The organism is Croceicoccus pelagius, assembly GCF_001661915.1.
Taxonomy (GTDB): Bacteria; Pseudomonadota; Alphaproteobacteria; order Sphingomonadales; family Sphingomonadaceae; genus Croceicoccus; species Croceicoccus pelagius.
Genome location: NZ_LYWY01000036.1, coordinates 1 through 21,682, shown reverse-complemented (window position 1 = coordinate 21,682; position 21,682 = coordinate 1). Strand labels below are relative to the sequence as shown.

The following is a 21,682-nucleotide window of genomic DNA, read 5'->3' as shown; positions in this document are numbered from 1 at the left end:
GGGATGAGGGATTTACACCGTGGAACTTTACCTGAGGGTTCGTCTGGCGTGTTCTGAAGGGATGAGCCAGCGCGAGGCAGCGAAGCATTTCAACATATCGCGCGACACGGTTCGCAAGATGCTGTCGTATTCGGTGCCGCCCGGTTACCGTCGCAGCGCCCCGGTGCGGCGACCGAAGCTGGAAGCGTTCATACCGATCATCGATGGCTGGCTGGAAGGGGACCGGTCGGTTCCGCGCAAGCAGCGCCATACGGCGAAGCGTGTGTTCGACCGCCTTCGCGCAGAGCATGGCTTCACCGGCGGTTACACGATCATCAAGGATTACATCCGGGAGCGGGTTCAGCGCAGCCGGGAGATGTTCGTGCCGTTGGCGCACGCCCCCGGCCACGCACAGGCTGATTTCGGCGAGGCTCTGGTTGAGATCGGCGGTGTGGAGCAGAAGGCGCACTTCTTCGTGCTCGATCTGCCGCACAGCGATGCCTGCTACGTGCGGGCCTATCCGGCGGCCGTTGCCGAGGCGTGGATGGACGGCCACGTTCATGCCTTCGCGTTCTTCGGCGCGGTACCGCTCTCGATCGTCTACGACAACGATCGCTGCCTGGTCTCTAAGATCCTTCCTGACAGCACGCGGCGGCGCGCGAGGCTGTTCAGCGCCTTTCTGTCGCACTACCTGATCCGCGATCGTTACGGCCGCCCTGGCAAGGGGAACGACAAGGGCAGCGTGGAAGGTCTGGTCGGCTATGCCCGCCGCAACTTCATGGTCCCGATCCCCCGGTTCGCGACATGGGAGGCGTTCAACCTGTGGCTCGAGGAGCAATGCCGCAAACGGCAGAACGATCGGCTGCGCGGCGAGAACGAGACGATCGGCGAGAGACTGCAACGCGATCTGGCGGCGATGCAGGACCTTCCGGCATCGCCGTTCGAGGCCTGTGACCAGACCAGCGGCCAGGTCTCGTCGCAGGCGCTGGTGCGCTACCGGACCAATGATTACTCGGTACCGGTACGCTTCGGCCACCAGGAAGTATGGATCAGGGGCTATGTCGGCGAGGTGGTGATCGGCTGCCGGGGCGAGGTCATTGCCCGTCATCCCCGCAGCTATAGCCGCGAAGACGTGACCTTCGATCCGGTCCATTACCTTCCCCTGATCGAACAGAAGATCAATGCCCTCGATCAGGCCGCGCCCTTGCAAGGCTGGAACCTGCCCGAGGCGTTTGTGACGCTGCGCCGGCTGATGGAAGCGCGCCTGAACCGTCATGGGGGCAAGCATGGCCGGCGCGAGTATGTGCAGGTGCTGCGCCTGCTGGAAAGCTTCACGCTTGCCGATCTGCATGCCGCGGTGAAGCAGGCCCTTGATATGGGCGCGATCGGCTTCGATGCGGTGAAGCACCTTGTATTGTGCCGGGTTGAACGCCGGGTGCCCAGACTGGATATGGCGATCTATCCCTACCTGCCCAGGACGAGGGTGGAGACGACATCGGCGCGCTCGTACATGCGGCTGTTGTCGGGCGAGACGAAGGACGCGGCATGAGCAGCCCGGCTCCCGAACTGCTGCTCACCAATCACCTCAAGACGCTCAAGCTGCCGACGTTCCTGCGTGAGCATGACAAGCTGGCCCGGCAATGCGCGGCAGAGGGCGTGGATCATGTCCGCTATCTTGCCCGGCTTGTCGAACTGGAACTGATCGACCGGGAACGGCGGATGGTCGAGCGCCGGATCAAGGCCGCGCGGTTCCCGGCGGCCAAGAGCCTCGACAGCTTCGATTTTACCGCCATCCCGAAGCTCAACAAGATGCAGGTGCTCGAACTGGCGCGCTGCGAATGGATCATCCGGCGCGAGAACGTCATCGCCCTTGGCCCGTCAGGAACCGGCAAGACCCATGTCGCGATCGGCCTGGGCCTCGCGGCCTGCCAGAAGGGTCTGACAGTCGGTTTTACCACCGCGTCCGCGCTGGTCAGCGAAATGATGGAAGCACGCGACGAACGCCGCCTGCTGCGCCTGCAAAAGCAGATGGCCGGATACAAGCTCCTCATCATCGACGAGCTGGGGTTCGTTCCCCTGTCAAAGACCGGCGCGGAACTGCTGTTCGAACTGATCTCGCAGCGTTACGAGCGTGGCTCGACGCTGATCACCAGCAACCTGCCGTTCGACGAATGGACCGAAACGTTCGGTTCCGAGCGCCTGACCGGCGCGCTTCTCGACCGGCTTACCCACCACGTCAGCATCCTGGAAATGAATGGCGAGAGCTATCGTCTGGCCCAGAGCCAGGCACGAAAAGCACGCCCCAACCCCTGACAGAAATGACAATCCGGGTGTTGGCGACCCCCGCTCGGGCTACGCCCTCACGGCGCTCGCCAACACCCGGATCAACTGGCCTGGTTTTGCGCCGCCCAATGGCCGACTTTTACTCCGCCGTTGACACCAGGGCCGTACGGTGCTTGCGCTAAGCTCAATCGCGCGGAAAGCACAGCGGATCGCCGCCCTTCATCAAGGCGTGCACGAATTTCTGACGACGGGCCCGATCACACCGGACGAGTTTGCGGCGCGGCTGGTTCTGCTGGCGACGGGACGGGCTCTTCCGGCGAGCCTGAAGTTCGACGCACTGGACCGGAAGGTTGTAGCCTCGGGCGAGGCCCATTCCCTTAGCGAGCGCGAGACTGCGCTGATGCAGGTTTTGTTTGAGGCATGTGGCGGGTTCGTCACGCATGATCGATTGCTCGAACGCGTTTGGGGTTCGCCCGATGTCGACCGGCAAAACCTGCGGGTCGCAATCAACCGCCTACGCAAGCGGATCGAACCCGAGCCGGACATGCCGCGATACCTGCTGGCAGAACCGGCGATAGGCTATCGCATCGGCCGACCGCAGGGCGATCACATATAGAAGAACACCAACATCAGCGAGAGGGTGGTCGCCATGAGAACAACCAGCGGCAAACCGGTGCGCAAGTAGTCGCCGAAGCGATAGCGACCTTCTTCCATGATAAGCATGTTCGTCTGGTATGCGATCGGTGTCGCGTAGCACAGATTGCAGCCGAACAAGACGGCAAGGACCAAGGGCTCCACCGGAAGGCCCAGCCTTTCGGCAATGCTGAAGGCGATAGGCGTACCGACCGTCGCCGCCGCCGCGTTGGACGCGAAGTTGGTTAGCAGCGTCACGAAAAGCATGACCGCCGCTACAATCATCGCAGGCGGCAGGAACTGAAGCCCTGCCGATAGCAATGCGCCGAGCCAGGCCGCAGCCCCGCTTTCAAGGATCAGACGGCCGATGGCGATGCTGGCTGCAACGAGGACGATCACATTGGCCGAAAGTGCGCGTCCGACGCGGTCGAATTTTACGCAGCCCGTCGCAAACATCAGGATCGCCCCGACGAGGGCGGCGATCGCGATAGGCCAGAGCCCCACGCTGGCCGTTGCAACCGACCCGAACATGATTGCCGCAGCCATTACTGCCTTCGACCGGCGCGGTACTTCCACGACGCCTTCAAGCATGAGCAGTCGGTCGCTTTCGGCAAATTCCTCGATTTCGGCGAGCGGCCCCATGACGAGAAGTACGTCGCCGGGCTTCAGCTGAAGCTCTGAATATTCGTGCCGTCCGCGATCGGGGCCGCGGTTCTGCTGGTGAATGCCGAGCACCGCAACGCCGAATTGTCCGGCAACCCCCGAGGACGGAATCGTGAGACCGACAAGGCGTGATTCGGCGGTGACCGCCATTTCGACGACGACGACGTCACTCGCCTGCGAACGCGCTGCGGCGTTGATGCGCTCGACCACCCATGCCGGCGCAACTCGCGCCTTGAGGATACGGACCGCGTCTTCCAATGCCTTGTGCGTGCCGGCAACGGGCAGGCGCGAGTTGGCAGTGATCTGGCGGTCGATAGAGCCTTCGAACGCAAATCCTTCGGGCAGCTTTTCAAGCAGGTCCCGCGGTGTCTGGCCGATCAGTTCGCTGTCGTCATCGATGCGCAAGGTCGCCGAAAAGGTACGGCGCGTGCGGGTGAAGGCCTGTCCGTTATCGGGCAGCAGCCTAGGCATGACGAGCCACAAGTAAGGCAAGGCCACCAGGGCCGCGACGGCAACGATAGGCGTGAAGTCGAAAACGCGCATCGGCTCCATACCGAGGTCCGCCGCGATCGAGACCACGAGAAGGTTCGTCGAAGTACCGATGGTCGTCGCCATGCCGCCGATAAGGACTGCGGCGTTGAGCGGGATCAGCGTCTTGGACGCCGCCATGGCCCCGCGCTCTGCCAGACCCACGAAGACCGGCAGCAGGAGAACCAGCACCGGCGTATCGTTGACCATCATAGACAGCAGCATCGCCAGCAGCAGCGAGACCAGCATGCCGAGCTGTGAGTTGAGTTTCCACACGCTTGCCAGAAGCCGCGTCGCAGGTTCCAGCGCGCCGGTAACGACAAGTCCGCGCCCCATGACCATCAGCGCGCAGATCGTGATCAGTGCAGGATGGCCAAAGCCGGAGAAGGCAAGCGCCAACCCCTGCGTCTGCCCCTGCCCCTCCAGCGGGAAGAAGAAGAGGCCCAGCGCGATCAGGACGATGGTGACGAGGCTGACGATTTCCGTCGCGATGCGTCCGCGGGCAAACGCGATAAACATCGCGAGGGTCAGGACCATCGCGCCCAGTGCATGATAGGGGGGAATGCCGGGCATATAACCCATGGTTACCAGCCCTTTGCGGCGCGCGCTACTGGTGTGAAACTTGGCGCGCGGTTCCGCATGTCGATCGCATTCCCGGTAATGGTGCCCCTGGCCCGACTCGAACGGGCACGTCCTAAGACAAACGATTTTGAGTCGTTCGCGTCTACCATTCCGCCACAGGGGCCCGCTGCAAGTGCATGCGAGACAACGCTCTTAACCGCGCAGTCCGCGTGCTTCAAGCAGGCTTCAATGCACCGACCAGCAGCTTGTGCAGGCGCGAGTGCAGAACGTCGTTGCCGGCAAGGATCGTCTGGTCGCAGATCTGTTCGGACCGGCCGCGCCAATCCGACACAAAACCGCCCGCTTCACGCACCAGAAGACAGCCCGCAGCCGTGTCCCAGGGCTTGAGACCCGATTCCCAGAACCCTTCATAACGGCCCGCCGCGACCCATGCGAGGTCCAGCGACGCCGCGCCATAGCGGCGAATCCCCGCAACGCGCGGCGCGATTTCGCCTGCGATCTTGGCCCATTCGCTGAAGTTGCCGGCCCCTGCAAAAGGAATGCCCGTCGCGATCAGCGATTCGGACAGCTCGCGGCGCCCCGAAACGCGAAGACGCGCATCATGAAGCCATGCACCGCGGCTCTTTTCGGCCCAGTACGTTTCGTCCGTCACAGGTTGATAGACAACAGCGTGCGTCACCTCACCCCAGCCCGACCCGTCGAGCTTGGGTTCCTGCACCGCGATCGAAATCGCGAAGTGCGGAAGGCCGTGAAGGAAGTTCGACGTGCCATCCAGCGGATCAATGATGAAGCGCGGCTTGCCGTCTTCACCCTCGATCTCGCCCGATTCTTCAAGGAGGAAACCCCAGCCCGGGCGCGCTGTGCGCAGTTCTTCCCAAAGCGTGCGTTCCGCCGCGCGGTCGGCCTTCGACACGAAGTCGGCAGGACCCTTGCGGCTGGCCTGCAGGTGTTCGACTTCGCCGAAGTCGCGGCGCAGGCGCGAGCCGGCCTTGCGGGCGGCGCGCTCCATAACGCGGATAAGTCCGGTAATTGCCATCGTATCCTACCCTTACGAGGCCTTGCCCACGTAAGTACGCTCGTACACGTCGACGACGATGCGCGTGCCGCTTTCGATGTGCGGCGGCACCATTACGCGCACCCCGTTTTCAAGCACGGCAGGCTTGTAGCTGGACGAAGCGGTCTGCCCTTTCACGACGGCGTCTGCCTCGACGATGGTCGCTTCGACCTGTTCGGGAAGCTGGACCGAGATCGGCTTTTCTTCCCAAAGTTCGAGCAGGACCTGCATGCCGTCTTCAAGGAATGCGGCCGCATCGCCAAGCAGGTCGGCGGGCAGGTTGATCTGTTCGTAGGTCTCGGTGTCCATGAAAACCAGCATGTCGCCTTCGGCGTAGAGATACTGGAAATCCTTGGTGTCGAGGCGCACGCGTTCGATGGTGTCGGCGCTGCGGAACCGCACGTTCGTCTTGCGGCCGTCCTGCAGGTTCTTCATCTCGACCTGCATGTAGGCACCGCCCTTGCCGGGCTGCGTGTGCTGGATCTTGGCAACCTTCCAGATGCCGCCTTCGTATTCGAGGATGTTGCCGGGGCGAATGTCGACGCCGCTGATCTTCATGGTGCTTCAGCCTGTGAAAGAACGTGGATTCCTGTCGGAAAGCGCCGCCCTTAGCGACAAGGACGCCGCGCGGCAAGCAAGCGCTGCTGTCATAAGGCGGCCCGCCCGATATCGTTCCTGTCCCGCACAGGCGTTGCGGGGGCGAAAGGCTTTCCCTATCGTCGCTACTGCAACCACAGGAGGCCCGGTTCCGCACATGGATGAAAATGGAGATCTTAAAGACTTGATCCGCACGATCCCAGATCATCCCAAGCCCGGAATCATGTTCCGCGACATCTCGACGCTCATGCTCGAAGGCGGAGCGTTCCACGAAACGATCGACCGCCTGGCCGACCTGATCGAGGGAGAGGAGCCCGACCTCGTCGCCGGGATTGAGGCGCGGGGGTTCGTCTTTGCCTCCGCCCTTGCCTATCGACTGCGCTGCGGCGTCCTGATGATGCGCAAGTCCGGCAAGCTGCCCGGATCGCGCGTATCCATCGAATACGCACTCGAATACGGAACCGACATGCTGGAGATGCACGACGATGCCTGCGGGCCCGGCGCGAAAGTCGTGCTGGTCGACGACCTGCTGGCCACCGGCGGAACCGCACTTGCCGCCGTGGAACTGCTTCGCGGGCGCGGCGCCCATGTCGATCAGGCCCTGTTCGTGATCGATCTGCCCGAACTGGGCGGTGCGGCGAAACTGCGAGAGGCCGACATTGCACCGCTTTCCCTCGTCGCTTTTGAGGGCGAATAAATCTTTTGAAAGCCTGCGCGCCTTTACCGCGCTGCAGCAAGCAGAACCGGGAAAAAACGGCGTGTTCAGGCGTTGTTTCGGGATACTGTGCTTGCGAGGCGCAATAAAATTTCATACCCGTGAAGGATGCAAATGAAACTACTTCGAAATGTCATCCTGGCTGCGTGCATGGGTCTCGGCCTCGCATCGTGCGGAGATCGTGAACGCGCCACAGACGTTGCCGCACGCGAAGGCGTACTGATGATGGGCAACGGTTCGGAGCCCAAGGGCCTCGACCCCCATCTCGTCACCGGCGTGCCGGAAAACAAGATCATCTCGGCCCTGCTTGAAGGGCTGATTTCCTATCACCCGACCGATGACCTGAAGCCCGAACCGGGCATGGCGGAATCATGGGAAAGCAACGACGACTATACCGTCTGGACCTTTCACCTGCGCGACGCCAAGTGGTCGAACGGCGATCCGGTCCGCGCGGGCGACTTCGCCTATAGCTGGCAGCGCATGCTGACCCCCGCGCTTGGCGCCGAATATGCCCCGATGCTCTACGTCATCAAGGGCGCGCAGGCGTTCCACAATTCCGAGACGGACGACTTCTCTACCGTCGGCGTCAAGGTCATCGACGACGAGACTCTTCAGGTCACGCTCGAAGGGCCGACCCCCTACTTCCTTAACATGCTCAAGCACTACAGCTTTTTCCCCGTAAATCCCCGCGTGGTCGAGGAATTCGGCGGCATGGGCGACCGCGCAAGCCGCTGGTCCACGTTCGAGAATTACGTCGGAAACGGGCCATTCGTTCTGGAAAAGTGGGTCACTAACCAGGTCATCCGCGTCAAGCCGAACCCGACCTACTGGGATGCCAAGACCGTCAAGCTGAAGGGCATCGAATTCTACCCCGTCGAGAATGCGGCGACCGAGGAGACGATGTTCCGGGGCGGCCGTCTGCACATGACCAACACCGTGCAGCCCGACAAGATTCCCGTGTTCAAGGAAAAGATGCCGAACGAGCTCAAGATCGAGCCTTATCTCGGCACCTACTTCTACCGCGTGAATGTCACCCGCCCGCCCTTCGACAACCCGAAGGTGCGTGAAGCGCTGGCTATCTCTTTCGACAAGCAGCTGCTTGTCGATAAGGTCACCAAGGGCGGTCAGGCCCCTGCAACCGGCTATGTTCCGGCGGGCATTCCGGGCTACGCCACTTCCGACAAGGTGAAATTCGATCCCGAACGCGGCCGCCAGCTTCTGGCAGAGGCCGGCTATCCGGGCGGCAAGGGGTTCCCCAAGGCGGAAATCCTGATCAACACGTCGGAAGCCCACCGCAAGATCGCCGAAGCCATGCAGGCCATGTGGAAGCAGAACCTCGGCATCGACGTCGGGATCTACAACCAGGAATGGAAGGTCTATCTCGATAGCCAGTCCAACCTCGACTACGATATCTCGCGCTCGGCCTGGATCGGGGACTACGTGCACCCGTCGACTTTCATCGACATGTTCACGACGGGCAACGGCAACAACGACACCGGCTGGGCAAACCCGCAATACGATCGTCTCGTCGCGCAGGCGCAAGTCGCGAAGAGCGAGGAAGAACGTCTCGGCCTGCTTCGCGAGGCGGAAAACCTGCTGCTGACCGATCTGCCGATCGTGCCGGTCTACTGGTACACCCGCGTGTACCTCAAGGATCCGCGCATTCAGGGCTGGAATCCGAAACTGCTGGACAACCACCCCTACAAATACGTTTCCATCAACGCCGAGTGACACGAAACTGGCGGACGGCCTATTGACGGGCCGTCCGCTTCCAGAAGCGAGCGTAACCGCCAATGGCAAAATTCATCACACTCCGCTTCCTGCAGGGCATTCTTGTCCTGCTGGGAATATATGCGGTGACATTCTTCCTAGTGGCGGCGACGCCGGGCAGCCCGTTCAGTTCCGAACGCGCGATCCAGCCCGAGATCCTCGCCCAGATCGAGGCGTTCTACGGCTATGACAAGCCGACTTCGGAACGTTTCATCGTCTCTCTCGGCAATATCCTGCACGGCGATTTCGGCCCCAGCGCGGTTTACGCGAACCGTTCGGTCACCGACATCATCGCAGAAAGCTTTCCGGTCTCACTGAAGCTCGGTTCGATCTCTCTTGCGATCGCACTGCTGCTGGGCATTCCGGCAGGCATCCTTGCCGCGGTCAAGAAAAACACCTGGCTCGACTACGTACCGATGTCGACGGCCATGGCCGGCATCTGCCTGCCGACTTTCGTCATGGGTCCGCTGCTGGCTCTCGTTTTCGGCCTGATCTTCGCGGTCCTGCCGGTCGCGGGCTGGTTCGGGCCTGAATTCGTGGTTCTGCCGTCGGCTACGCTGGGCCTCTATTACGCTGCCTACTTTGCACGCCTGACACGTGGCGGCATGCTCGAAATGCTAAACCAGGACTGGGTCCGCACCGCGCGGGCCAAGGGCGTGCCGGAACGCACGATCGTTTGGAAGCACTGCCTCAAGGGCGGACTGATCCCTGCCATCACGTTCCTCGGCCCTGCCCTTGCCGGTATCATCTCCGGCTCGTTCGTGGTTGAAACAATCTTCCAGGTGCCGGGCCTTGGCCAATGGTTCGTGAAGGGCGCGCTTAATCGCGACGACTTCCTGATCCTTGGCCTCACTGTCCTTTTCGCATCGTTGATCGTGCTCATGAACCTTCTGGTCGACATCGCACAGGTCGCCCTCAACCCACGGCTGAAGTATGACTGATCATTCCGAAACCGCCGTTCTCGGCAACGAAGCCGCGCCGCTGCCCAAACACAGCGCGTCGGAGATCGCCGAAGAGGAACTGGTCGAAGGGTCTTCCCTCTGGAAGGACGCCTGGTCGCGCCTCAAGAAAAACAAGCTGGCCGTTGCCAGCCTCGTGATCTTCTTGCTGATCTGCGTCTTCTGCGTCGTCGGCCCGTTCCTCGTGCCTTATAACAGCCAGGAACAGGACCTGTTCCTCGGCGCAACCGGCCCGTCTGCCGAACATTGGTTCGGCACAGACACGCTTGGTCGCGACCTCCTGGTTCGCACCATGGAAGGCGGGCGCATCTCGCTGATGGTCGGTCTCGTCGCGACAGTCGTCTCGCTGCTCATCGGCGTGATCTACGGCGCGACCGCAGGCTATCTGGGCGGCAAGGTCGATGCGACGATGATGCGTTTCGTCGACCTGCTCTACGCCCTGCCCTTCACGATTTTCGTCATCCTGCTGATGGTCGCCTTCGGGCGTTCGATGTGGCTGATGTTCGTTGCGATCGGCTGTGTCGAATGGCTTTCGATGGCGCGTATCGTCCGTTCAGGCGTGCTGGGCCTCAAAAAGCAGGAATTCGTCGAGGCGGCGGTTTCGCTGGGCTACAGCCACAAGCGCATCATCCTGCGCCACCTGATCCCCAACGTGCTCGGCCCCGTCATCGTCATCGCGACGCTTACCGTGCCTGCCGTCATGCTGCTGGAGGCATTCCTGTCGTTCCTCGGCCTCGGCGTTCAGCCGCCGAACGCGTCGTGGGGCGTTCTCATCAACGAAGGTCAGCAGAATATGGAAATCTTCCCTTGGCTGCTGATGTTCCCCGCCTTCTTCTTCGCCCTCACCCTGTTCTGCCTGAATTTCCTGGGTGATGGCCTGCGCGACGCGCTCGACCCCAAGAGCGCGAAGGACTGATCAAATGGCGCTACTCGAAGTCAAAGACCTCAGGACATCGTTCTACACCCGCGACGGCATCGTGCGCGCGGTGGACGGCGTCTCCTTCTCGCTCGACAAGGGCGAGACGCTGGGCATCGTCGGCGAATCCGGTTCCGGCAAGTCGGTGACCTGCTATTCGCTGATGCGGTTGATACCGGAACCCCCGGGCCGGATAGACGGCGGTACGGCCATGTTCGATGGTCAGGATCTCCTGACGATGAGCAAGAAGGAGCTGCGCAAAATCCGTGGGCGTCGGATCAGTATGATCTTTCAGGACCCGATGACGTCGCTCAATCCCTTCCTGCGGATATCGACCCAGCTTATCGAGTCGTTGCGCCTTCACTACGACGTCGACAAGAAGACCGCGATCAACAAGGCGATCGCGGCCTTGGAAGAAGTAGGCATCCCCGAAGCTGCCAAGCGCGTGCACAACTATCCGCACGAATTTTCAGGCGGCATGCGTCAGCGCGTCATGATTGCGATGGCCCTGATCACCGAACCCGACCTGCTGATCGCGGACGAGCCGACCACCGCGCTCGACGTGACGGTGCAGGCGCAGATCATGGACATCATCAAGAAGCGTCAGGAAGACCTCGGTACCGCCGTCATCCTGATCACGCATGATCTGGGCGTTGTTGCCGGCACCTGCGACAAGGTCAACGTGATGTATGGCGGCCGGATGATGGAAAGCGGCACGGCTGAACAGGTCTTCTATGAGGCCAAGCATCCCTATACCCGGTCCTTGCAGAAGACGATCCCGTCGCTGCAGACCAAGGGTGAGGAACTTTACACCATCCCCGGACTGCCGCCAGACGTGTCGAAGCCGATCCACGGCTGCGCCTTCTATCCGCGCTGTCCCTATCCCAAGACCGGCAAGCCCGAAGGCGATCGGCCGTCGCTGGTAGAGATGGCCGACGGCCATTGCTATGCCGACTGCGGCTTCTGCGACAGCTCGGCCCCGATCGAGACGGTTCTGCCGAAGAGCGACAGCCCCGACGAAGTCGAACAGGCGGGAGCAGCCGAATGAGCGAGCATGTAGAACCCGCCGTGCCGGTCGATCCGAAGAACGACTTTCTCGTCCTCGACGACGTCCACACCCATTTCGACATGGGCAAGACGCTGCTGACGCGCGAAAGCAAAGGCGTCGTCAAGGCCGTCGATGGCGTGACGCTAACGGTGAAGGAAGGCGAAATCCTCGGTCTTGTCGGCGAATCCGGCTGCGGCAAGTCCACTCTGTCGCGAACCGTGATGCAGCTGATCCGCCCGACTTCGGGACGCATCTTCCTTGAAGGCAAGGAACTGTCGGCGCTTTCGGATACGGAGATCCGCAAGGAACGCATCAATTTCCAGATGATCTTCCAGGATCCCTACGCGTCGCTTAACCCGCGAATGACGGTTCTCGACACGCTATCGGAAGCCATCCGCACGCGTCATCCGAACGTGAAAGGCGATGCCCTGCGCTCGCGCGTGGCTGAACTGCTTCGCACGGTCGGCCTCAACCCCAACCAGATGAAGCGTTATCCGCACGAGTTTTCGGGCGGTCAACGCCAACGTGTCGCAATCGCCCGCGCGCTTGCGCCGGAACCGAAGCTGATCATCGCGGACGAGCCGGTGTCAGCACTCGACGTTTCGATCCAGTCGCAGATCCTGAACCTGTTGAAGCGCCTGACGCGCGAGATGGGGCTGACGATGATCTTCATCAGCCACGATCTTTCCGTTGTGCGCTACATCGCAGACCGGATTGCGGTCATGTACCTCGGCCGTATTCTCGAACTGGGCGAGGCAAGCGACGTCGTCGACCATCCGCTGCACATCTATACCCGTGCGCTGATGAGCGCGATCCCCCGCCCCGATCCGACTTCGGAAAAGACGCGCAGCCGGATCGTGCTGCAGGGCGATCCGCCCTCGCCCATGAACCCGCCCGAAGGGTGCAATTTCTGGCCACGCAGCCCGATAGAGCATGACGAGCGGATGAAGCACGAGGAACCGGTCCTCACCGAAATCCGCCCGAACCATTTCGCGACCAATTGCCCGTTCTGCGTGCAGGCCGCGGCGGAGACGGTGCCAGCCTGATCATTCTGCGCACGGCAAAAGCGGTGGGGCGGCGACCTGTACGGGTTTGCCGCCCCGCCCGTCTCTAGGGCTCTGATGATGGGTTCATTTGTTCGGGGAAAAGAAAGTTTATCTTGCCCGACTGCCACTTCCAGAGGTTAGGACAGGTCCGAACAGCACTTTTCGCGCGCCTGCCAGGGACCAGTAATGACCGACCACGTTACCCTCACCCATCTCCAGCGTCTGGAGGCCGAGGCGATCCACATCATGCGCGAGGTGGTGGCAGAGGCTGAAAAGCCCGTCATGCTCTACTCGGTCGGCAAGGACAGCGCCGTGATGTTGCACCTTGCGCGCAAGGCCTTCTATCCCTCACCCCCGCCTTTCCCGCTGCTGCACGTCGACACGACCTGGAAATTCCAGGCCATGTATGCCCTGCGCAACGAGATGGCCGAGACGTCGGGCATGGAACTGCTCGTCTACCAGAACCCCGAGGCGAAGGAGCGCGGAATAAACCCGTTCGACCACGGCTCGCTGCATACAGACATGTGGAAGACAGAGGGGCTGAAGCAGGCGCTCGACCTCCACGGTTTCGACGCGGCCTTCGGCGGCGCGCGGCGCGACGAGGAAAAGAGCCGCGCGAAAGAGCGCGTATTCTCGTTCCGCACCGCCAGCCACGGCTGGGACCCCAAGAACCAGCGGCCCGAGCTCTGGAACCTCTACAACGCCCGCAAGAAGAAGGGTGAGAGTATCCGCGTCTTCCCGATCTCGAACTGGACCGAGCTCGACGTGTGGCAATACATCCACCTCGAGAATATCCCCATCGTCCCGCTCTATTTCGCCGAAAAGCGCCCGACGGTAGAGCGTGACGGCATGCTCCTGATGGTCGACGACGAACGCTTCCCGCTGGCCGAGGGCGAAGAGCCTGTCATGCGCTCGATCCGGTTCCGCACGCTTGGCTGCTACCCGCTTACCGGCGCGGTGGAGAGCGAGGCGGCGACGCTACCCGAAGTGATCCAGGAAACACTGCTCACCACCACCAGCGAACGCCAGGGCCGCGCCATCGACAAGGACGAAGGCGGTGCGGGCATGGAGAAGAAGAAGCAGGAGGGCTATTTCTGATGGCCGATACCGCCACGAACGAGCCCGTCTACAAGACCGACGCGCTGATCGCCGAGGATATCGACACCTACCTGTCGACGCACCAGCACAAGACGATGCTGCGCTTCATCACCTGCGGCAGCGTGGACGACGGCAAGTCGACCCTGATCGGGCGCCTGCTCTACGATTCCAAGATGATCTTCGAGGACCAGCTTGCCGCCCTTGAAAACGACAGCAAGCGCGTCGGCACGCAGGGTCAGGAAATCGACTTTGCGCTGTTGGTCGATGGGCTTGCCGCCGAACGCGAACAGGGCATAACGATCGACGTCGCCTATCGCTTCTTCAACACGGAAAAGCGTAAGTTCATCGTCGCCGATTGCCCGGGGCACGAACAGTACACGCGCAACATGATCACCGGCGCATCGACCGCCGATCTGGCCGTGATCCTCGTCGATGCGCGCAAGGGCGTGCTCGTCCAGACACGTCGCCACAGCTATCTATGCCACCTGATCGGCATCAAGAACATCGTTCTGGCCGTGAACAAGATGGACCTCGTCGATTACAGCGAGGAGGTCTTCGATAAGATCGTCGCCGAATATGGCGAATTTGCGAAGTCGATCGGGATCGAGAACTTCACCGCGATGCCGATCTCCGGCTTCAAGGGCGACAACATCACGCAGGCGCCTTCGGCAAATACGCCGTGGTACAAGGGGCCCAGCCTCGTCGACCACCTCGAAACGGTCGAAGTCCGTTCCGCAGAGGACCAGGACAAGCCCTTCCGCATGCCGGTTCAGTGGGTAAACCGCCCCAACCTCGACTTTCGCGGGTTCTCGGGCCTCATCGCGACCGGCGGGGTGAAGCCCGGCGATGCGGTGCGCGTGCTGCCTTCGGGCAAGACCAGCACGGTGAAGTCGGTCGTCACCTTCGACGGCGATCTGGACGAAGCGGTTGCGGGCCAGTCCGTCACGCTGACGCTGGAAGACGAGATTGACTGTTCGCGCGGCAACGTGCTGTCGGTCGCCGACAATCCACCCGAAGTCGCCGACCAGTTCGAGGCAACCGTGGTCTGGCTCGCCGACGATGACCTGATCGTCGGGCGCAACTACTGGCTGAAGCTGGGCACGCAGACCGTTTCGGCCTCGGTGCAGGAGCCGAAGTACAAGGTCGACGTCAACACGATGGAGCACCTTGCGGCCAAGACCCTGTCGCTGAACGAGATCGGCGTGGCCGAACTGTTCACCGACAAGTCGATCGTGTTCGAAGCCTACAAGCAGAACCGCGCGTTGGGCGGGTTCATTCTGATCGACAAGATCACGAACCAGACCGTTGCCGCCGGTATGCTGAACTTCAGCCTGCGCCGCGCGCAGAACGTCCACTGGCAGCCGACCGACATCACCCGCGCCGACCATGCCGCGATGAAGAACCAGAAGCCGCGTGTGCTGTGGTTCACGGGCCTGTCGGGTTCGGGCAAGTCGACCATCGCGAACGAGGTCGAAAAACGGCTGGCGTTGATGAACCGGCACACATTCCTGCTGGACGGCGACAACGTGCGTCACGGGCTCAACAAGGATCTCGGCTTTACCGAGGCCGACCGTATCGAAAACATCCGCCGCGTGGGCGAAGTCGCCAGGCTGATGACCGATGCGGGTCTCATCGTCCTCACCGCATTCATCAGCCCCTTCCGTGCCGAGCGCCAGATGGTGCGCGACATGCTGGCCGAGGGCGAGTTCATCGAGATCTTCGTGGACACTCCGCTCGAAGTTGCCGAACAGCGCGACGTGAAGGGCCTCTACAAGAAGGCGCGTTCGGGCCAGCTCAAGAATTTCACCGGCATCGACAGCCCTTATGAAGCCCCGGAAAACCCGGAAATCCGCGTCAACACGGTCGAAATGACCCCCGAGGAAGCTGCCGAACATATCGTTCGCGCCATCCTCCCGCTGAAGTAAGGGCCATGACCATGACCGACGCAGAACTCGCCGCGCATCTGGCCGAGCAGGCCGGCAAGATCCTGCTTCAGGTCCGCGCATCCGGAATGTTCGTGGGCAAGTCGCTGGGCAAGGCCGGCGACGAAACCGCGAACCAGTTCCTCGTCCACGCGCTACGCCAGCAACGCCCGGACGACGGCCTGCTATCCGAAGAGAGCAAGGACACCGAAGAGCGTCTATCGAAGGAGCGCGTCTGGATCGTCGATCCCGTCGACGGCACGCGCGAATATGGCGAAGAGCGCGCCGACTGGGCCGTACACGTGGGTCTTGCGATAAACGGTGTGCCGGAAATCGGCGCGGTTGCCCTGCCCGGCCTCGACTGCATCCTGCGCACCGACAGGCCTGCGGCCCTGCCGACGGCGCCCGAACGGCTCCGCATGGTCGTCAGTCGCACGCGCCCCGCCCCCGAAGCCGTCAGTGTTTCGGAAAAGATCGGCGCCGAACTCGTCCCCATGGGCAGCGCCGGTGCCAAGGCGATGGCCATCGTGCGCGGCGAAGCCGACATCTACCTCCATTCGGGCGGTCAGTACGAATGGGACAGTTGCGCCCCTGCGGCAGTTGCCCGCGCCCATGGCCTGCACTGCACGCGGATGGATGGATCACCACTGATCTACAATCAGCGCGATACCTACATGCCCGACCTACTGATCTGCAGGCCCGAACACGCGCAGATGGTGCTCGACGCGATCTGATCCGGCGGCGAACCCGACGTGCTTCGGCAGGGCGTCAGCGGTCATCTCGCCCAGATGGCGAAGTGTCAGGTGATTTCGACCGCCTGTTCACGACCAATGTCAAAGGCACCTTGCTGGTGGCCCGGCATGCGATGACAAAGGCGGCACTGGCAAGGCTGCTTGGCAGGTCAAGTCCGACATCATCCCACGGCAAACTGCGCGCACCCAAATGGCCGCGATCGCATTGATTTCAGGTTGCGGCAGCGTACCCTTACCCCTCGATGCCGAGCAACAGGCAGTGAGAGGACAAAGCCATGCCAGAAACGGAAAACCCCTTCATTGTCGAGGCCGCCGTCTCGCTGGAAAAGGCCAGCGGTATCGAAGTGCTCGTCGAAGGATCGCCAATTTACGGAGATGCGGGTATTGGCAAGGGAAGCCTTTACGGGCCGACGCTTGCCGGCGCCCTCGCCTCGCTCGATGCCGGTGCCAGCATCATTCACCATCATCAGGATATCGACCTGCCGATGGCCGATCAGGTGGCCCAGGTCGTGCGTATGAACCAGGACATCCTGGCCGCCCACCCGAACGCATTGATCTATCCCGCCCCGCTGCTGGGCGGCACGACCCATGAGGAAGTTCACCAGCACTACCCGGCTCTTGCCGAGGCCGGGTGCCTGACGATGATGGCGGTCGAGCTTGGCCGCAACCTTTTCGCAGTCATGGACGAAACTGGCCTGCCCAGCAAATCGTGGGTAAATGGCCAGACGTATGACGAAGCGCACGATATGGTGATGTTCGCGAACGAGCATCGGGTGCCGCTGGCCCTCGGCATCTACACACCGGCGATGTGCCACTGGATCAGGGCTTATGCCGAACGGGGCCTGCTCCCGAAGGGAACCATGGTCAAGATCTGGTTCGGCGGGCGCTACAAAGTATGGTCGAAGCGCGAGCCGACCGTGCGCAACGCGCTTGCCCCTACGATCAAGGCGCTCGACGCCTATCTCGAGGCGCTGGAAGGCATCGATCTGCCCTGGCTCGTGGCGGTACAGGGCGACAATGTCCTCGATACCGAAATGGCTCCCTACGCGATAGCAAAGGGCGGGCATATCCGCGTGGGCGAGGAAGACGTCAGCGGCACCACCGCCCTGTCGAATGCCGAAATGGTCGAAGCGGCCATCGCGATGGCGCGATCGGCCGGACGCACGGTCGTCAGCGGCGCCGAGGCCCGGCGCTTCCTTGGCGTCACCGAACGCGAGCGGCAGGTCGCCTGACATTGGACCTGCCGCGTCCAACCGTCACGATCGAATCGATCACGGTGCAATCTTGCCCGGCAGGACGGTGACTTTGCCAACTTTCTGACCTGCATCGTCAAGAGAATGTCCCCGCGCTTGGCATTGCCCGGCTTGAAGGTTGCAGGCGGCAGAAGCGCGATCACACCATCTCCGCGACGGGAGAGCAGGAGCGAACGATATGGCCACGGCGACACGAGCAATGACCGATCCGGAAGTCCGCACGCGGGAGGCTGTCTCGTTCTGCCGTATCTGTTCCGGGGGATGCGGCGTCGTGATGACGATTGATGACAACGACCGCATCGTCGGCATACGCGGCGACGCCGACAATCCGCTAACCCGCGGCTACATGTGCTTCAAGGGCCGCCAGGCCGAACATTCGCATCACGGCCCGCACCGTCTGCTTCGCCCCAAAAAGCGTTTGCCCGACGGTTCCTACATCGAGATATCGTCCGAACAGGCGCTCGACGAGATTGCCGAGAAGCTCGGCACAATCCTCGACGAACATGGCAAGGACGCGATGGCGATCTTCCTCGGAAACGGGGGCATGTTCAATATCGCGGGGTTCTACATGCTGCCCAGTTTCCTCGCGGCATTCGACAACGATCAGTATTTCTCGACGTTGACCATCGACCAATCGGGCAAGATGGTCGCTATGGGCCGGCTCGGCCATTGGGGCGCCGGCTATCCGCATCTCGACGACATGGATGTCGCGATGTTCTTCGGCGCCAATCCGCTGGTCAGTCACGGCTCGCTCGGCTTTCTTCAGGAAGATCCGGTCCGCAAGCTTAAACAGGCCCGTGCGCGGGGCATGAAGCTCATCACCATCGACCCGCGCAAATCCGAAACCGGAAATTTCGCGGACATCGCCCTGCAGCCCTATCCGGGGCAGGATGCAGCCATCGCCGGGGGCCTCATCCGGATGATCCTGGCCGAAGGATGGCATGACCGCGATTTCTGCGATCGCTGGGTCGGGGCAGAGCACATGGATGCGCTGCGCGCCGCGGTCGATCCGCTGACCGAGGAATACGTGGAACATCGCGCCGGGCTGGACACGGGATCGCTGCGCCGGGTCGCTGAAATGTTCGCGCGCGATGCGAAATCGGGCTGCGTCACGTCGGCGACCGGTACCTCGATGGCGCCGTTCTCGAACCTCGCTTTCCAGTTGATCGAAACGCTGAACGTCATCTGCGGCCGCTATCTGCGCGAAGGCGAGCGCGTCCACCAGATCAACGGCATGGGCCCCGGCGGGCCACTGCAGGCGCAAGCCTTTGCACCGTCGCGGTTCTGGGAAGCGACCGGCGAAAGCCGCATCCGGGGCGCGCGCAAGCTGTTTCAGGATCGCCCCACGGCAACGCTCGCGGACGAGATCCTGACGCCGGGCGAAGGCCAGATCCGCGCCCTGTTCGTGGATGGCGGCGATCCCGTCACATCGTGGCCCGACCAGGCGAAGACCGTTGCGGCCCTGGTGTCAACGGCGGAGTAAAAGTCGGCCATTGGGCGGCGCAAAACCAGGCCAGTTGATCCGGGTGTTGGCGAGCGCCGTGAGGGCGTAGCCCGAGCGGGGGTCGCCAACACCCGGATTGTCATTTCTGTCAGGGGTTGGGGCGTGCTTTTCGTGCCTGGCTCTGGGCCAGACGATAGCTCTCGCCATTCATTTCCAGGATGCTGACGTGGTGGGTAAGCCGGTCGAGAAGCGCGCCGGTCAGGCGCTCGGAACCGAACGTTTCGGTCCATTCGTCGAACGGCAGGTTGCTGGTGATCAGCGTCGAGCCACGCTCGTAACGCTGCGAGATCAGTTCGAACAGCAGTTCCGCGCCGGTCTTTGACAGGGGAACGAACCCCAGCTCGTCGATGATGAGGAGCTTGTATCCGGCCATCTGCTTTTGCAGGCGCAGCAGGCGGCGTTCGTCGCGTGCTTCCATCATTTCGCTGACCAGCGCGGACGCGGTGGTAAAACCGACTGTCAGACCCTTCTGGCAGGCCGCGAGGCCCAGGCCGATCGCGACATGGGTCTTGCCGGTTCCTGACGGGCCAAGGGCGATGACGTTCTCGCGCCGGATGATCCATTCGCAGCGCGCCAGTTCGAGCACCTGCATCTTGTTGAGCTTCGGGATGGCGGTAAAATCGAAGCTGTCGAGGCTCTTGGCCGCCGGGAACCGCGCGGCCTTGATCCGGCGCTCGACCATCCGCCGTTCCCGGTCGATCAGTTCCAGTTCGACAAGCCGGGCAAGATAGCGGACATGATCCACGCCCTCTGCCGCGCATTGCCGGGCCAGCTTGTCATGCTCACGCAGGAACGTCGGCAGCTTGAGCGTCTTGAGGTGATTGGTGAGCAGCAGTTCGGGAGCCGGGCTGCTCATGCCGCGTCCTTCGTCTCGCCCGACAACAGCCGCATGTACGAGCGCGCCGATGTCGTCTCCACCCTCGTCCTGGGCAGGTAGGGATAGATCGCCATATCCAGTCTGGGCACCCGGCGTTCAACCCGGCACAATACAAGGTGCTTCACCGCATCGAAGCCGATCGCGCCCATATCAAGGGCCTGCTTCACCGCGGCATGCAGATCGGCAAGCGTGAAGCTTTCCAGCAGGCGCAGCACCTGCACATACTCGCGCCGGCCATGCTTGCCCCCATGACGGTTCAGGCGCGCTTCCATCAGCCGGCGCAGCGTCACAAACGCCTCGGGCAGGTTCCAGCCTTGCAAGGGCGCGGCCTGATCGAGGGCATTGATCTTCTGTTCGATCAGGGGAAGGTAATGGACCGGATCGAAGGTCACGTCTTCGCGGCTATAGCTGCGGGGATGACGGGCAATGACCTCGCCCCGGCAGCCGATCACCACCTCGCCGACATAGCCCCTGATCCATACTTCCTGGTGGCCGAAGCGTACCGGTACCGAGTAATCATTGGTCCGGTAGCGCACCAGCGCCTGCGACGAGACCTGGCCGCTGGTCTGGTCACAGGCCTCGAACGGCGATGCCGGAAGGTCCTGCATCGCCGCCAGATCGCGTTGCAGTCTCTCGCCGATCGTCTCGTTCTCGCCGCGCAGCCGATCGTTCTGCCGTTTGCGGCATTGCTCCTCGAGCCACAGGTTGAACGCCTCCCATGTCGCGAACCGGGGGATCGGGACCATGAAGTTGCGGCGGGCATAGCCGACCAGACCTTCCACGCTGCCCTTGTCGTTCCCCTTGCCAGGGCGGCCGTAACGATCGCGGATCAGGTAGTGCGACAGAAAGGCGCTGAACAGCCTCGCGCGCCGCCGCGTGCTGTCAGGAAGGATCTTAGAGACCAGGCAGCGATCGTTGTCGTAGACGATCGAGAGCGGTACCGCGCCGAAGAACGCGAAGGCATGAACGTGGCCGTCCATCCACGCCTCGGCAACGGCCGCCGGATAGGCCCGCACGTAGCAGGCATCGCTGTGCGGCAGATCGAGCACGAAGAAGTGCGCCTTCTGCTCCACACCGCCGATCTCAACCAGAGCCTCGCCGAAATCAGCCTGTGCGTGGCCGGGGGCGTGCGCCAACGGCACGAACATCTCCCGGCTGCGCTGAACCCGCTCCCGGATGTAATCCTTGATGATCGTGTAACCGCCGGTGAAGCCATGCTCTGCGCGAAGGCGGTCGAACACACGCTTCGCCGTATGGCGCTGCTTGCGCGGAACCGACCGGTCCCCTTCCAGCCAGCCATCGATGATCGGTATGAACGCTTCCAGCTTCGGTCGCCGCACCGGGGCGCTGCGACGGTAACCGGGCGGCACCGAATACGACAGCATCTTGCGAACCGTGTCGCGCGATATGTTGAAATGCTTCGCTGCCTCGCGCTGGCTCATCCCTTCAGAACACGCCAGACGAACCCTCAGGTAAAGTTCCACGGTGTAAATCCCTCATCCC

General features: G+C 62.2%; 19 protein-coding genes and 1 tRNA gene. 14 read left to right on the top strand and 6 right to left on the bottom strand.

Going from position 1 to position 21,682, the window contains the following annotated elements:
- Window positions 1-19 precede the first annotated feature (19 nt).
- The 3 genes from istA (A9D15_RS09345) (at window position 20) to A9D15_RS09335 (ending at window position 2,878) form a co-directional block, all read left to right on the top strand.
- Window positions 20-1,528, top strand: a complete 1,509-nt coding sequence (gene istA / locus A9D15_RS09345; RefSeq protein ID WP_082924210.1) for an IS21 family transposase — start codon at window positions 20-22, stop codon at window positions 1,526-1,528.
- Window positions 1,525-2,292, top strand: a complete 768-nt coding sequence (gene istB / locus A9D15_RS09340; RefSeq protein ID WP_066761576.1) for an IS21-like element helper ATPase IstB — start codon at window positions 1,525-1,527, stop codon at window positions 2,290-2,292. Before istA (A9D15_RS09345) ends, istB (A9D15_RS09340) begins: the two co-directional genes overlap by 4 nt.
- 199 nt (window positions 2,293-2,491) lie before the next feature.
- A complete protein-coding gene (locus A9D15_RS09335) occupies window positions 2,492-2,878 on the top strand; it encodes a helix-turn-helix domain-containing protein (protein WP_156521732.1) in 387 nt (128 codons plus the stop codon).
- Here the strand turns inward: A9D15_RS09335 and A9D15_RS09330 are convergent.
- From A9D15_RS09330 to efp, 4 genes are all read right to left on the bottom strand, one after another.
- Window positions 2,869-4,668, bottom strand: coding sequence for an SLC13 family permease (locus A9D15_RS09330; RefSeq protein ID WP_066764302.1), 1,800 nt, complete (start codon window positions 4,666-4,668; stop codon window positions 2,869-2,871). The two genes, A9D15_RS09335 and A9D15_RS09330, sit on opposite strands and share 10 nt — an antisense overlap.
- Window positions 4,669-4,747: 79 nt before the next feature.
- Window positions 4,748-4,831 (bottom strand) — tRNA-Leu (locus A9D15_RS09325).
- Window positions 4,832-4,882: 51 nt separating this feature from the next.
- Window positions 4,883-5,704 (bottom strand): inositol monophosphatase family protein, encoded by an 822-nt coding sequence (locus A9D15_RS09320; protein WP_066764299.1) that lies wholly within the window; start codon window positions 5,702-5,704, stop codon window positions 4,883-4,885.
- Window positions 5,705-5,716: 12 nt separating this feature from the next.
- Window positions 5,717-6,280, bottom strand: coding sequence for an elongation factor P (efp, locus tag A9D15_RS09315; RefSeq protein WP_066764295.1), 564 nt, complete (start codon window positions 6,278-6,280; stop codon window positions 5,717-5,719).
- 196 nt (window positions 6,281-6,476) lie between these two features.
- Between efp and A9D15_RS09310 the strand changes: the two genes are divergently transcribed.
- The 11 genes from A9D15_RS09310 to A9D15_RS09260 all read left to right on the top strand — a co-directional run bounded on the left by A9D15_RS09310 (window position 6,477) and on the right by A9D15_RS09260 (window position 19,281).
- On the top strand, window positions 6,477-7,016 hold the full coding sequence (locus tag A9D15_RS09310; RefSeq protein ID WP_066764294.1) for an adenine phosphoribosyltransferase: 540 nt from the start codon (window positions 6,477-6,479) through the stop codon (window positions 7,014-7,016).
- A 132-nt stretch (window positions 7,017-7,148) separates the two neighbouring features.
- A complete protein-coding gene (locus A9D15_RS09305; RefSeq protein WP_216634387.1) occupies window positions 7,149-8,765 on the top strand; it encodes a peptide ABC transporter substrate-binding protein in 1,617 nt (538 codons plus the stop codon).
- 62 nt (window positions 8,766-8,827) lie between these two features.
- On the top strand, window positions 8,828-9,745 hold the full coding sequence (locus A9D15_RS09300) for an ABC transporter permease (RefSeq protein WP_066764289.1): 918 nt from the start codon (window positions 8,828-8,830) through the stop codon (window positions 9,743-9,745).
- Window positions 9,738-10,679, top strand: a complete 942-nt coding sequence (locus tag A9D15_RS09295) for an ABC transporter permease (RefSeq protein ID WP_082924385.1) — start codon at window positions 9,738-9,740, stop codon at window positions 10,677-10,679. Before A9D15_RS09300 ends, A9D15_RS09295 begins: the two co-directional genes overlap by 8 nt.
- A 4-nt stretch (window positions 10,680-10,683) precedes the next feature.
- Window positions 10,684-11,727, top strand: coding sequence for an ABC transporter ATP-binding protein (locus tag A9D15_RS09290; protein WP_066764287.1), 1,044 nt, complete (start codon window positions 10,684-10,686; stop codon window positions 11,725-11,727).
- Window positions 11,724-12,773: an ABC transporter ATP-binding protein gene (locus tag A9D15_RS09285; RefSeq protein WP_066764283.1), complete on the top strand. Its 1,050-nt coding sequence runs from the start codon at window positions 11,724-11,726 to the stop codon at window positions 12,771-12,773. The genes A9D15_RS09290 and A9D15_RS09285 overlap by 4 nt, the downstream gene beginning before the upstream one ends.
- A 186-nt stretch (window positions 12,774-12,959) precedes the next feature.
- Window positions 12,960-13,871: a sulfate adenylyltransferase subunit CysD gene (gene cysD, locus A9D15_RS09280; RefSeq protein WP_066764282.1), complete on the top strand. Its 912-nt coding sequence runs from the start codon at window positions 12,960-12,962 to the stop codon at window positions 13,869-13,871.
- A complete protein-coding gene (gene cysN / locus A9D15_RS09275; protein WP_066764281.1) occupies window positions 13,871-15,796 on the top strand; it encodes a sulfate adenylyltransferase subunit CysN in 1,926 nt (641 codons plus the stop codon). Before cysD ends, cysN begins: the two co-directional genes overlap by 1 nt.
- Before the next feature lie 11 nt (window positions 15,797-15,807).
- A complete protein-coding gene (locus A9D15_RS09270; RefSeq protein ID WP_066764306.1) occupies window positions 15,808-16,527 on the top strand; it encodes a 3'(2'),5'-bisphosphate nucleotidase CysQ in 720 nt (239 codons plus the stop codon).
- A 293-nt stretch (window positions 16,528-16,820) separates the two neighbouring features.
- Window positions 16,821-17,777 (top strand): 3-keto-5-aminohexanoate cleavage protein, encoded by a 957-nt coding sequence (locus A9D15_RS09265; protein ID WP_066764279.1) that lies wholly within the window; start codon window positions 16,821-16,823, stop codon window positions 17,775-17,777.
- Window positions 17,778-17,997: 220 nt separating this feature from the next.
- A complete protein-coding gene (locus A9D15_RS09260) occupies window positions 17,998-19,281 on the top strand; it encodes a molybdopterin-dependent oxidoreductase (RefSeq protein ID WP_066764277.1) in 1,284 nt (427 codons plus the stop codon).
- Between the two features lie 109 nt (window positions 19,282-19,390).
- Here the strand turns inward: A9D15_RS09260 and istB (A9D15_RS09255) are convergent, their stop codons facing one another.
- Together istB (A9D15_RS09255) and istA (A9D15_RS09250) are read right to left on the bottom strand one after the other, a co-directional pair.
- Window positions 19,391-20,158, bottom strand: a complete 768-nt coding sequence (gene istB / locus A9D15_RS09255) for an IS21-like element helper ATPase IstB (RefSeq protein ID WP_066761576.1) — start codon at window positions 20,156-20,158, stop codon at window positions 19,391-19,393.
- Window positions 20,155-21,663 carry an IS21 family transposase gene (gene istA / locus A9D15_RS09250; protein WP_082924210.1) on the bottom strand — a complete coding sequence of 503 codons (1,509 nt, stop codon included), beginning with the start codon at window positions 21,661-21,663 and terminating at the stop codon, window positions 20,155-20,157. Before istA (A9D15_RS09250) ends, istB (A9D15_RS09255) begins: the two co-directional genes overlap by 4 nt.
- Between the last annotated feature and the right edge of the window lie 19 nt (window positions 21,664-21,682).